The organism is Deltaproteobacteria bacterium (assembly GCA_018668695.1).
Lineage (GTDB): Bacteria > Myxococcota > XYA12-FULL-58-9 > XYA12-FULL-58-9 > JABJBS01 > JABJBS01.
Window position 1 is genome coordinate 18,666 of sequence record JABJBS010000007.1, and the last position, 13,057, is coordinate 31,722.

Consider the following 13,057-nt stretch of genomic DNA (forward strand, 5'->3'; position numbering starts at 1 on the left):
CCCGCCAAGAGTCGCAGCTTGCACCCATGAGCTCACATCGCCTCAGCGCCTGCGTTATCCTTCTGCGTCCTTCCACGAAAAGTGTCACTGGAACCGAGTTTTATCTTGTTCGAAGATCCACAAGTCTCCAATTTATGGGCGGTTTTCAAGTTTTCCCGGGTGGTACGGTGGATCCGATAGACCATGAAATCAAGGTCAGCGCAGAACCTGAACAAAGCGCCATGTACAGCTGCGCCGCCCGAGAGCTACTGGAAGAAACCGGCGTGTTGATCGCTCACGGCCCATCCCCAAGCCCCGAAGACTTGGCATCCATGAGGGAAAAGCTGCTCAAAGATGGCAATCAATGGAAAGATTTACTCGAAAAAGCAAAGCTCAGCATAAATGCGAAAGATTTTATCGATGTTGGCCGCTGGGTCACGCCGCCGTACACGCCTGTGCGCTACGACGCGATTTACTTTGCAGCCATGCTCCCAGAAGGCCAGAAGGCCAGTATTATCCCCGGTGAACTTACCGATGGCCTGTGGCTAAGTCCAGAAGATGCGATCAGCGCACACAATGCAGGTGAGGCCCAAATTACCTACCCGGTCCTGGAGACACTGCGGGAGCTGGTTGAACACAGAGGCGAGCTGATGAAGGTTCAAGAGGTCATGGGTCAGCGCAAAGAAGGGCGTTACAGCAGACCCGGAGGAGAGATCTTAACGGGGATTCATGTGATCCCGATGAAAACATTTACCCTGCCTCCAGCCACTCACACCAACACTTATGTGCTGGGCACCGACGAGATCGTAATCATCGATCCTTCAAGCCCCATCGCTGAAGAACAAGACAAACTCATCGAATATCTGCGTTACCTCGAAACCCAGGGCGGTTGTGTGAAAGAGATTTGGCTCACACATCAGCACGGCGATCACGTTGGCGCGGTCAACCGGATTCGCTCAACCTTCAATATTCCAGTCCGTGCCCACCCCCTCACCGAGGAAACACTACCGCCCGATATTGCTGTCGACGGTTATATTGAAGCCGACGAGCTTCTCATTCTCAAAAACTCGCACGGTAAAGACTTTCGCTGGCGCGCCATTCATACGCCGGGCCATGCACGAGGCCACTTTTGTTTCTATGAAGAAAACAGTCGAAGCCTCATCAGCGGTGATCTCATTTTAGGCCTGGGTACAGTTGTGATTAATCCGCCAGAAGGGAACATGGTTGACTATTTCGCTTCGTTGCGAGGACTTCTGGAGCTGCCGCTGGGATTTACTTTTCCAGCTCACGGACCCCCCATCGCGGCCAGTGTTGCCAAGATCAACTTTTACATTGAGCACCGCCTGATGCGGGAGAAAATGATTTTTGAAGCCATTGAGGGTGAAATGACACCGGCTCAAATTGTTCCCATTGTCTATACTGAAATCCCCGAAGCCGTTTACCCGCTGGCCGAACTCAATGTTCGCGCCCATCTCGAAAAACTCGTGAGCGAACGCCGCGTTGTTCAAAACCAAGACTCTTTTCAAGTGCCTGCCTAAAGAGAAGTTGCAGCGGGCGCCAAGCCACCTTACATTCATAAATGAACATGCCTGATAAAAAGAAAAAATCGCCTACCTTTCGGCGGACCTTTCTAACTGGATTGATTGTACTCACCCCCGTACTTGTCACAATTTGGGTGGTTCGGCTCGTCTTGGAAACCGTCACTGGGGCCGTCACGCCAACCATCCAAGCTTTAATTCGCGCTCTGCACATTGAACAAACCTGGGTGCAGTTTATCGCCCCACTCATTGGGCTGATTCTTTCAGGGTTTGTGATCTACTTTCTGGGCACACTCGCCGGCAATGTCTTGGGCCGCCAGCTGATTTCAGGATTAGAACGGCTCTTGATGCAGATTCCTGTGGTGCGTGGGATATACTCAGCCACCCGGCAATTTCTCCAAACCTTTTCAGGCGACAAAAACAAAGCTTTTAGTAAAGTTGTATTGTTTCAATATCCGCGCGAGGGCCTTTGGACGATGGGCCTTCTCACCGGGGAGACACGCGGCGAAGTTCAAAATGAAACTCCGGACAACGTCGTGAGCGTTTTCGTCCCGACAACACCCAACCCAACCAGTGGCTGGCTCATATTTGTACCGACCAAAGATCTCAAAGTACTTACGATGAGCGTCGACGACGCATTCAAGATGATCATTTCTGGGGGGATCTTAACCCCTGAGATAGCTGAACCAGCAGCTATTGAGCCTACCGAACCGTAAATTGACAGATTATTTGCCGGTGTAAACCAACCAATGGTAGGTGTGCTCTTATGTCGGATAAAACAGAACAAATTAAAGAGTATCTGAAGCAAGGCCTAATCGTAGCCGCTGTCTTAGGCAGCCTCTATGGATTTTTTCTTGCTCCCATTGGCGGCAAATCAATCAGCGGGCATCTCGTCGATGTTTGGCGCTCGCCCACCATGCAAGGCAAGCTTGACCTATTTGGTGACCAAGTTACTGCCCTGTTTAAAGACGAGATCAACATGGTTGAAAACGCAAAAGCTCGCGTGGCTAAGAGTCTGGTAAAAGACAATATTCACGGGCAGATAAGCGATAAAGACCGTAAAGATTTAGACAGCCTTATTGACCAAGTGGTTGACTAAATACGCCTCGCTCCCCACCTTTTATGGAATAAGTGTTCGTCGCCAGTCGTTTAAACTTACGATACGATGTTCTTATCCATGTGCGTAAACGGGAGATACACATGTTGATGGCCAGAATCGCCATAATCTGTTCGTTGGTTCTTACCTTGGTGGGCAGCGCACAGGCGCGTTCCACAAATCTTTGGGCTGAGAAGCAATCATCTCAAGTGCCACTGGCCCAGGTGCCTGACTTCAGCGCATTGGCATCTCAAGCCATGCCCGCGGTGGTCAGCATTCAAGTTGAGCAGCGCATGCGGTTGAGCAGCCACCGGCGACAAGGCGTGCAGGACCCCTTCGAGTACTTCCATAAATTTTTTGGACCGGGTGTACCCGGCGCTCCGCAGTCCCGCGACGGACGTGAACGCGTGAATCGCGGCATTGGGACCGGGTTCGTGATTAGCCAAGATGGGCTGATTTTGACCAATAATCACGTCGTTGAAAACGCAGACAAAATCGATGTTACGTTTATGGATGCCGACGGCTCTGAACGCTCCATGCAAGCGCGCGTACTTGGTACCGCACCTCGCTACGATGTGGCCCTCCTGGAAACCATCGACAAAGCCAACGCGCCCATCACCTACCTAGGAGATTCCGACAACATGCGCATCGGCGACTGGGTCATGGCCATTGGTAATCCATTTGGCCTTTCACACTCGGTATCGGTTGGTATCATTTCCGCAAAAGACCGACGTGAAATTGCCCCATCGGGCCGAGCGGGGTTTTATAACTTTTTGCAAACCGATGCTTCGATTAACCCGGGTAATTCCGGCGGCCCGCTTATCAACATGCGTGGTGAAGTAATTGGTATCAATACCGCCATCAACGCAGCCGGCAGCGGCATTGGATTTGCGATTCCCATCAACATGGTCAAGGAAATGCTTCCAGACCTGAAATCAAAAGGTCGCTACTCACGAAGCTGGATCGGGATTCACATTCAGCAACTCACGGAAGAACTTGCTCAAAGCTATGGGCTTAAAGAACCGATGGGAGCGTTGGTTGCCGAGGTCGTTCAAAGTGGACCAGCTGCGAAAGCTGGTATCCTCGAAGGTGATGTCGTTATCGAATTCAACGGGAAGCAGGTCAAAAATAGCCGCGACTTGCCGCTCTTTGCCGGCTTAGTCGGAGTAGGGAAATCAGTGCCCCTTACGGTTATCCGCGGGTCAAAACGCAAAACCTTAAACATCACGTTGGGTGCGTTTCCAGACGAAGGGCCCGCCGTGGCTCAAGCCGAACCGGAAGCTATGTCCGGAAAGCATGCCATCGGGCTTCGTGTTTCCGACATCACCCAAGAGCTGCGTAGCCAGTTTAAGTTGAAGCGTCAAAAAGGTGCCGTCATTAAAGAGGTCAAACCCGGAAGCCCTGCTTCCCGTGCCGGCCTCCAGGCTGGAGACGTTGTGCTCAAGCTCAACGGGAAATCCGTTCGCAAAGCCCGAGAAGTCGTTGAGTCCTTTAAGGCGCTGGGCTCGGGGAAAATCGTTCGAATGCAAATTGCCCGAGGTGCAAGCCGGCTTTACCTAGCGCTTAGAACACCTTAATGCCCGCCAGCCGCCCTGGCTCTCGTAATTTACCCCGCGTAGCCCTACGCGAGACCTCATATATTCCCTAATATTTACAGCACCTTAGGGCCCTCAGATCTGTTACTTGGATAAAACCTAAATAGATCAACCCGTGAGGGGCCGGCCCGTGTATAAAATAGACAGAACCCTTCACAAGAGAAGCAAAATGGCTATTACACGAATTGATTCCGCTCGCCCCGCAAGTATCCAAAACCAGGAGCAAGCCCAATCCGTTGAAAATAAAGAGCGTGTAAAGCTCTTCGAGACCGAAGCTTTTGAAAAAGCGCCCATTATCAATCTGCAAAATGGCACCAGCCTGCGTATGTCGATGGGTACCGATACCGAGCAAGCCAAGGCACTCACCAACCGGCTCGATACCTTAAACGCTGAGCAAACCAACACCTTAATGGCTTCCGTTGACACTCTCGTTAAAGCGGTCAAGCAAGAGGCCATTGAAAGCTCCGACCTTTCTTCTTGCTCTCAGAATCTCCAATCGATTTCCAACAACACCATTACAAGTTCACTTTCAACTTTGGGGCTCAAGCCCAATGAGCAAGGTGAAGCTGTGAGTACGGTGATGGCTTTGGGAATGGGCTCTATCAACAACGACCTCGAAAACTACGCCCTTCGTGTTCAAGATAAAAACAATGCTGCCAGCGATATGCGCGACACCCTTCGTGACCTACGGGACGTGATCTCAGAGGACGAGTGGCCGCAAGAGTTTGATTTCACCGAAGTGACCTTTGATAAAGATGGCAATATGACCATGACCGAAAAAACCGTAACTCTCGGTAGCAAAGAAGAGGCGCAGAACCTCATGGCAGACATGGAAGGTACCATGAACTCGTTGCGAGAGTTCACTGAGATGGACACCTTTGATTTACAAAACATGTACCAAGAGCAGCAAAAGGTCATGAATATCTTCAGCGCGATTTTAGAAAACATTCACAAAACTCAGCAGGCAATGATTAACAACCTCAAAGCCTGACTCAAAATTAAGAATCAGAAAAAGCCTCGCATTGCGGGGCTTTTTTTTGGATTAAAATCGTCGCATTTCTCTGATGACCGCGTGTCATTATTCAACCTGCGACACCCAGCCCTCTCTAAGTCCCTTGAATCGTGTTCAATCGAATTGGCTCCGTCCTTGCTCTCTTTGTTGGGTAACAACTTCAGAACAAGGCCCAAAATGTACACCAAAACACATCCATACTTTCTCGAAGAATCCGAAGTCACCTTGGCTCGAAACGAAGTGCGAGCCCTAAAGGCGCGGGTGGAAGACCTACTCTTCGAATTTGAACACTCAGAAGAGTATCGCGCATGCTCCAAAGGCTACCTCCAAACACCCCGGCTTATCCTGGAGGATTTCATTACAGAAACTCGCTTGCCCCTTGAGGCCCTAGATACCGAGTTTCTTTTTCATGAAATTTTTGTGGTGGTACCAAGCCGAATGATTGGCTTGGTCAAAGACGATGCACATCAAATCCTGCGTGAACAACTATCCTTTTGGGCCTTTACCCTCGCACACTGGCAACTTCCCCATGCTGAAGATTGTATTCAAGCCCTGGATGATTCGGCGCTTCAAAAACTTATTAAAATCATATCATTAGGGGATTCAAAACAGGGAACGCGAGCTCGTCATCACGCCCAACTGCACGGAGCGCCACTCGAACAAGAACTGGCCTACCAATTCAATATGCCATGGGACCAAGACGTTTATCCCTTGGAGCAACATATCCCCTTTTAAATCGATTTGAATCCCTATGGCATATGCGCTTATTAGGAGTTTCGACCTCGATACGAAGGCCCTGGCGAAAGAACTACTTTTTGCTTAAGGTCTGTGACCGATTTATGGATTTGTGAGGAACAGTTAATGAAAGTAACAATCATTGGAACCGGGTACGTTGGCCTTGTAACAGGGACGTGCCTAGCTGAGATGGGCAATACGGTATCTTGCGTCGATATCGATGAGAAAAAAATCGCCTGCCTCAACCGCGGTGAAATGCCAATCTACGAACCAGGCCTTGAAGAACTCGTCGCTCGAAACGCTGAGAGTAGGCGCCTAAGCTTCACCACCGAGCTCAAAACCTCCTTACCCGAGTCTCAAGTTTGTTTCATCGCAGTGGGCACACCGCCTGATGAAGACGGCTCCGCTGACCGCCGGTATGTTTTAGGAGCAGCCAAGCAAATCGCTGAGCTCGCCACACAAGAATTGGTGGTTGCTGTAAAATCCACGGTACCGGTCGGTACTTGTGACAGAGTACAGGATGTTATCGACTCTGTTCTTAAAGAACGCGGCGCAGACTTTAAAATTCATGTGGTCTCCAACCCTGAATTCTTAAAGGAAGGCATGGCCGTTCAAGACTTTATGCGGCCCGATCGAATCGTTCTTGGCTTCAACCACGAATTCGCATCCCAAGCGATGTGCAAGCTCTACAGTGGTTTCACCCGAAACGGGCACCCTATTTTACTGATGAGTATTCGCTCCTCAGAGATGACAAAATACGCCGCCAACGCAATGCTCGCGACTCGTATCTCTTTTATGAATGAGCTCGCCAGACTCTGTGATGCCATTGGTGCCGATATCATGGACATCCGAAGAGGCATGGGAACTGACTCACGCATTGGCATGCCTTTTCTCTACGCAGGGATTGGCTATGGCGGCTCATGCTTTCCCAAAGACGTAAAAGCGCTGGCGCAAGTCGCCCTTGAGTCGGACTGCACCGCAAACATTCTTGAAGCTGTTGAGCATGTGAACAAGCATCAAAAGATGTTTCTCGCGAATCGGATCATTCAATATTTTGGTGGAACCTTAAAGGGCAAACGAATCGCTCTTTGGGGCCTTGCGTTTAAACCCAACACCGACGACATCCGAGAGTCACCTGCTCTCACCATCGCCAAGCGCCTCACCGAAGCAGGTGCAGAAGTTTGTGCTTTTGATCCAGTTGCACAGGCCAATGCCGAAGCTGCCATGGCCCACAACCCGCAAATATCATTTGCCACGGGAATGTATGCCGCCGCCGAAGGCGCTGATGCTGTCGTCCTCGCTACAGAATGGCGCCAATTTAGAAATCCGGACTTAAAAAAGTTAAAAGACTCTATGCAGGGTAATGTGTTTTTTGACGGTCGGAATCAATTCGAACCCGGTGAAATGGAAATTGCAGGGATCGAATACCACGGAGTCGGCAGAGGAGCAGAGTAATGAAACGTATACTGATAACAGGCGGAGCCGGTTTTATTGGTTCGCATTTGTCTGAAAGACTTCTGAAACAGGGCCACCAGGTCATCTGCCTCGATAACTGCTTTACCGGCCGTAAAGAGAATGTTTTCCATCTTCTCGATAACCCACGTTTTGAATTTGTTCGACATGATATTACACAGCCCATCCTTCTTGAGGTTGACCAAATTTACAACATGGCCTGCCCCGCAAGTCCTGTGCATTACCAATACAACGCCATCAAAACCGTAAAGACCAATGTTATGGGCGCCATCAACGTCCTGGGTATTGCCAAGCGCGTCGGCGCGCGAGTTCTTCAAGCATCAACATCTGAAGTATACGGCGACCCCGAGGTTCATCCACAGGTTGAAAGCTACTGGGGAAATGTAAATCCTATTGGTATTCGGTCATGCTACGATGAAGGTAAGCGCGTAGCAGAGACGCTTTTCTTCGACTACCACCGTCAAAATAAAGTCGACATCCGAGTGGCTCGTATTTTCAACACCTACGGGCCTAATATGCACCCAAGTGATGGAAGAGTCGTATCTAACTTCATCGTTCAGGCACTGCTTGGTAAACCGATCACTATTTATGGTGATGGTACACAAACACGCTCCTTTTGTTATGTGGAAGACTTGGTCGAAGGCCTTATCAAGCTCATGGAACAAGATGAAACAGTGGGCCCTGTAAATTTAGGAAACCCCGACGAATTCACGATTCGTGAACTCGCGGAGAAAGTTTCTGAAATACATGACGGCTCTACGGAAATTAACTATCACGACCTACCTCAAGACGATCCGAAGCGCCGCAAGCCCGACATCTCTTTGGCTGCAGATGTATTACGCTGGAAACCACGTGTACCGCTTCACCATGGCCTGCAGGCAACGTATGAGTACTTTAAGAAGCGTCTTTCGAAAGGTTAAGGTTCGCAAGATACCAGTCGTAGGTATCTTCCAGACCTTTCTCCAAAGTTTTCTTCGCCGTCCACCCAAGCTTGTTCATTTTATCAACATTTAAAAGCTTACGAGGAGTGCCGTCAGGTTTTGACGCGTCGAAGGCCAAAGCACCTTTGTAGTCCACAGTCTTTTGAATCAAGTGCGTCAACTCTCGGATGCTAACATCAACGCCCGTTCCAATATTCACGTGGCCATCCAATTCACTGGCGCTGCAGTTCTGCATTAAAAACACGCAGGCATCCGCTAAATCATCCGCGTGTAAAAACTCGCGCCGAGGCGTTCCACTTCCCCAGACCACCAGCTCTTTGGCTTGATCGGTCTTGGCGTCATGACGTTTTCTTAAAAGAGCGGGAAGCACGTGAGATGTTTCCAAGTCGAAATTGTCGTTTGGTCCATAAAGGTTGGTGGGCATAGTCGTTATGAAATTTGTGCCATACTGCCGATTGTATGCATCACACATCTTCAATCCCGCTATCTTCGCAATCGCATAATAGGAATTACTGGGCTCAAGAGAGCTTGTCAAAAGTGCCTCTTCAGCAATCGGTTGCGGTGACATCTTTGGATAAATACAGCTCGACCCAAGATAAAGCAGTTTCGTCACACCAGACTGGCGGGCTGCCTCCAAGATATTTACAGAAATAGAAAGATTATCGTGAATGAATTGCGCAGGCTGACTCACGTTTGCGTGAATCCCACCAACTTTTGCGGCCGCTAGAAAAACATAGTCTGGCTTTTGATTCTCGAAAAATTCCCGAGTCGCTCTCTGGTCACAAAGGTCCAACTCGCTGCGCGACAAACAAATTAGATTACGGTAACCGCTGGATTCAAGCTTTCTGCAAAGCGCACTACCGACAAGGCCGTTATGGCCAGCCACATAGATTTTAGCACCCGTATCCATCGTAAAATCAGTCCTTTGCCATCTCGTGCTCACGCTTGGCTATCTTAAAATCATTGCGCGCCATATCTCGCACCAAATCTTCAAAGCTTGTTTTCGCGGTCCATCCAAGCTTCTCTTTGGCCTTAGACGGGTCTCCCAAAAGCGTCTCCACTTCAGCGGGACGAAAATAACGCGGCTCTACCTCAACAATCACCCGGCCATCGGTGGTGATGCCTTTTTCATCAAGGCCCTCACCTTCAAAACGCAGAGGGATTTCCAACTCATCGGCCGCGAGCTGAACGAACTCTCTTACCGAATGCTGTTCACCTGTAGCGATCACGAAATCATCGGGTTCGTCTTGTTGCAACATCATCCACATGGCCTCGACGTAGTCGCGTGCATGCCCCCAATCACGACGTGCATCCATATTACCTAAGAAAAGTTTATCCTGTGTACCTAGCTTAATGCGCGCCAGTGCACGGGTGACCTTACGGGTGACAAAAGTTTCTCCACGAATGGGCGACTCATGGTTAAAGCAAATCCCATTGCATGCATACATTCCGTAAGACTCTCGGTAATTCACCACAACCCAGTGCGCGTAAACTTTCGCAGCCCCATAAGGTGAGCGCGGGTAAAACGGCGTCAATTCCGTTTGAGGGGTTTCACGAACCTTCCCAAACATCTCCGATGTTGAAGCCTGATAAACTCGAGTCTTATCTTGCAGGCCGAGTATGCGCACCGCTTCTAATAAGCGAAGGACACCGACACCGTCTGACTCGGCCGTATACTCTGGCTCCTCGAAAGAAACCGCCACATGACTTTGAGCTGCGAGGTTGTAAACTTCGTCTGGTGAAGACTTGCGAATTGCACTCACAAGACTCGACGTATCGGTCATATCACCATGGTGGAGGATGAATTTCCGATCTTTTGTATGGGGGTGTTGGTAAAGGTGGTCAATTCTCGCCGTGTTAAAGAGCGAGGAACGACGTTTTATTCCGTGAACGATGTAACCTTTGTTCAACAAGAGTTCTGCCAGATAGGCGCCATCTTGCCCCGTAATCCCAGTTATGAGTGCAACCTTTGCCATTACAAACCTCCAAATTCATCCTACAATGTGCGCACGGAAAAACTCACGACGCAAATTGTCCGCGAATCAGCTATTGCCTATTTAAATCAATCACTTAAGAGCATGTCAATCCGGTCACCTAGGCTTTGATCGAAGAAATATTTCGCCAGTTTGTTAACGTGACGCCTTAAATCCGACTTGCACCCGTAGCTTCCCGCCCCAAAGAGAGCATTCCCATTTTGGGAACACGCGAAAAGTAACAAAAAGTAGTCTTATGTATGCGGGCAAAACCACCGCTGCTCACATTGCCCCACACGCGCATACTGTGTCTCACTTTGAGTCAAGAAACTCAAAGTTTTACGTGCAAGCATCGTATCCACCTCATAAACTTAAAGGAGTAGGGATGGGAATCCGCAGGGGGAGCAGTAATGAAAAAAATTCAATCCAATAAAGCATTTAAGACACTCACCGCATGCCTGGCGTCGGTTTCCCTGCTTCTCGGTTGTGCCGCACAACAAGCTCAACCCGTGCCATCGCCTGAAAAAGAAGAGACCCAAAAGGCAGCCACGCCTGCTTCTCAAAATGAGACCGAGCAGCACGTTGTGATCAACGATGACTTAACCGCAAGTGAACTTTTAGAGGTTGCGCTGGGCTATCTCAAATCGGGTCAGGATGCAGTCGCCGCAGAAGCATTCAGCCGTGCCATCGCAACTGGATACTTGAGTGATGCAGGTCGCTCACTTGCTTACTGGTACATTCACCTCGCACACAAATCACAAGGCAACCAAGATGCCAGCATCGACGCTTTGGCCTCATTCGTCATTCTCGCTGAAGATCTCATGGCCAGCCGAGGCGCTTACCAATTCGCTGGCGGGCAGCCCGACGACTTCATCATGCAGTTCGACTTATCTCGGCGGCTTTCGCTGGCACGAGCGGTTATGTCCTCAAGCTGGGCCCGCCGGTCGTCGACATTTGGTCGCTCACCTCAGCACCCGGTTATGGTTCATGATGATATCGAACTGGCCTACTTCGTTGAGCTCTCATCGGCATGTACAAGCGGAGGCCACGAGATGGCACGCCAAACACTTTTGGTCAGTGGCGAGTTGATTCATCAAGTCACCATCAACTGCACGCCGAATACATCTGCACAGAATTTCTACTTCGAAATCCACAAATCTGCCACAGAGCGATTCCCACTCGCCCGTCGATAACATTTTCTACTGATAAATCAGCACATTCTGCCCCTCGGCGGGTCCTCGACCTTGCCGGGGACACATTCGTCTTGTAGAAGGCCAGCTCCCTATTTAGGAGTGGCACGATGTCAAACAAGCAAGCCTCACGTATTACACCACGCAGCGAAGACTATTCGCGCTGGTACCAAGATGTTATCCGCCAGGGCGATCTCGCCGAGCCGGCTGAAGTTGTCAAAGGTTCTATGGTTATCAAACCTCATGGTTTCGCGATTTGGGAGAAAATCCAACGTGCCCTCGACGATATGTTCAAGGCAACCGGGCACCAAAACGCTTATTTCCCCCTGCTGATTCCTGAGAGCTTCATCAAACGAGAAGCTGAGCACGTAGAGGGATTTTCACCAGAGCTGGCAGTAGTCACTCACGCTGGTGGTAAAGAGCTCGAGGAGCCCTATGTGATTCGGCCGACCAGTGAGACCATCATTGGCCACTTCTTTGCACGCTGGATCGATAGCTACAAAGAGCTGCCTCTACTGATCAACCAGTGGGCGAATGTCATGCGCTGGGAACTTAGAACACGTATGTTTTTAAGAACCAGTGAGTTTCTCTGGCAGGAAGGTCACACCGCACACTCCAACCACCCAGAAGCACTTGAAGAAGTTCGTAGAATGCTCGATATCTACGCAGACTTCGCAGAGAACTGGATGGCTATGCCAGTCATCAAAGGCCTCAAGACAGATACTGAGAAGTTTGCTGGTGCACTGCAAAGCTATTGTATCGAAGCCATGATGCAAGATGGTAAGGCTCTCCAAGCCGGGACCAGCCATGATCTGGGTCAAAACTTCGGTAAAGCCTTTGATGTTAAGTTTCAAAGCAAAGAAGGTAAGCAAGAATACGTCTGGCAAACCAGTTGGGGTGTTTCTACACGCCTCATCGGCGGTCTCATCATGACCCACTCCGACGACAACGGTTTGGTCTTGCCTCCGAAACTGGCACCGGTTCAAACCGCTATCATTCCTATTGTGGGTAAAAAATCCAACGACGCTCTGATCATGGAGAAAGCTGAAGCGATTCGTAAGGAGCTTCAAGCCCGCGGCATCAGCACCGTCGTTGATTCCAGAGATTACCGTCCAGGCCACAAGTACTTCGAATGGGAGCAAAAAGGTGTCCCGGTTCGTCTTGAATTAGGGCAGCGCGATATCGACAACAACAAGGTCATGTACAAAGAGCGCTCTCAAGATCAAAAAGACTCCATGTCTTTGGACAATGTTGGTGAGGTTATCGAAAAGATACTTAACGACCAGCAAAACAACCTCTTGGCTGCGGCCAAGAAGCGCTTGGCCGACAACACGCTCAGCGTAGACAGCTACGATGATTTCAAAGATGTCTTTGGGCAAGAAGAAGGCAAATTTGTCATGGCCCATTGGGACGGCACAGCTGAAACAGAGGCCCGCGTCAAAGAAGAAACCAAAGCAACCATTCGCTGTATCCCTCTGGAAGGCGATATCGAAGCTGGAGAGTGTATTGTGACTGGCAAGCCCTC

Annotated in this window: 12 protein-coding genes; 10 read left to right on the top strand and 2 right to left on the bottom strand. The window is 49.9% G+C overall.

Annotation, left to right across the window (positions count from 1 at the left end):
* The first annotated feature begins 26 nt into the window (after positions 1-26).
* The 8 genes from HOK28_00355 to HOK28_00390 all read left to right on the top strand — a co-directional run bounded on the left by HOK28_00355 (position 27) and on the right by HOK28_00390 (position 8,348).
* Positions 27-1,517 carry an MBL fold metallo-hydrolase gene (locus HOK28_00355; protein ID MBT6431509.1) on the top strand — a complete coding sequence of 497 codons (1,491 nt, stop codon included), beginning with the start codon at positions 27-29 and terminating at the stop codon, positions 1,515-1,517.
* A gap of 47 nt (positions 1,518-1,564) precedes the next feature.
* Positions 1,565-2,233: a DUF502 domain-containing protein gene (locus tag HOK28_00360; GenBank protein ID MBT6431510.1), complete on the top strand. Its 669-nt coding sequence runs from the start codon at positions 1,565-1,567 to the stop codon at positions 2,231-2,233.
* A 50-nt stretch (positions 2,234-2,283) separates the two neighbouring features.
* A complete protein-coding gene (locus HOK28_00365) occupies positions 2,284-2,616 on the top strand; it encodes a hypothetical protein (GenBank protein ID MBT6431511.1) in 333 nt (110 codons plus the stop codon).
* A 101-nt stretch (positions 2,617-2,717) separates the two neighbouring features.
* Positions 2,718-4,190 (top strand): PDZ domain-containing protein, encoded by a 1,473-nt coding sequence (locus HOK28_00370; GenBank protein MBT6431512.1) that lies wholly within the window; start codon positions 2,718-2,720, stop codon positions 4,188-4,190.
* 187 nt (positions 4,191-4,377) lie between these two features.
* The gene (locus tag HOK28_00375; protein MBT6431513.1) at positions 4,378-5,199 is read left to right on the top strand and encodes a hypothetical protein; all 822 of its coding nucleotides are present in this window, start codon (positions 4,378-4,380) and stop codon (positions 5,197-5,199) included.
* A gap of 198 nt (positions 5,200-5,397) precedes the next feature.
* Entirely contained in the window at positions 5,398-5,955 is a 558-nt protein-coding gene (locus tag HOK28_00380; GenBank protein MBT6431514.1) for a hypothetical protein, read from the top strand.
* A 126-nt stretch (positions 5,956-6,081) separates the two neighbouring features.
* Positions 6,082-7,410: a UDP-glucose/GDP-mannose dehydrogenase family protein gene (locus HOK28_00385; protein MBT6431515.1), complete on the top strand. Its 1,329-nt coding sequence runs from the start codon at positions 6,082-6,084 to the stop codon at positions 7,408-7,410.
* A complete protein-coding gene (locus tag HOK28_00390) occupies positions 7,410-8,348 on the top strand; it encodes an SDR family oxidoreductase (GenBank protein ID MBT6431516.1) in 939 nt (312 codons plus the stop codon). The genes HOK28_00385 and HOK28_00390 overlap by 1 nt, the downstream gene beginning before the upstream one ends.
* On the opposite strand, the gene HOK28_00395 is transcribed toward HOK28_00390, so the two are convergent.
* On the bottom strand, positions 8,323-9,279 hold the full coding sequence (locus tag HOK28_00395; protein ID MBT6431517.1) for a GDP-L-fucose synthase: 957 nt from the start codon (positions 9,277-9,279) through the stop codon (positions 8,323-8,325). The two genes, HOK28_00390 and HOK28_00395, sit on opposite strands and share 26 nt — an antisense overlap.
* 7 nt (positions 9,280-9,286) lie before the next feature.
* Positions 9,287-10,345: a GDP-mannose 4,6-dehydratase gene (gene gmd / locus HOK28_00400; protein MBT6431518.1), complete on the bottom strand. Its 1,059-nt coding sequence runs from the start codon at positions 10,343-10,345 to the stop codon at positions 9,287-9,289.
* 407 nt (positions 10,346-10,752) lie between these two features.
* Between gmd and HOK28_00405 the strand changes: the two genes are divergently transcribed.
* Both HOK28_00405 and HOK28_00410 read left to right on the top strand, forming a co-directional pair.
* Complete coding sequence (locus HOK28_00405; protein ID MBT6431519.1) at positions 10,753-11,535, top strand: hypothetical protein; 783 nt, start codon at positions 10,753-10,755, stop codon at positions 11,533-11,535.
* A 107-nt stretch (positions 11,536-11,642) separates the two neighbouring features.
* Positions 11,643-13,057 (top strand): proline--tRNA ligase (locus HOK28_00410; GenBank protein MBT6431520.1); only part of this gene is annotated, 1,415 nt, incomplete at its 3' end.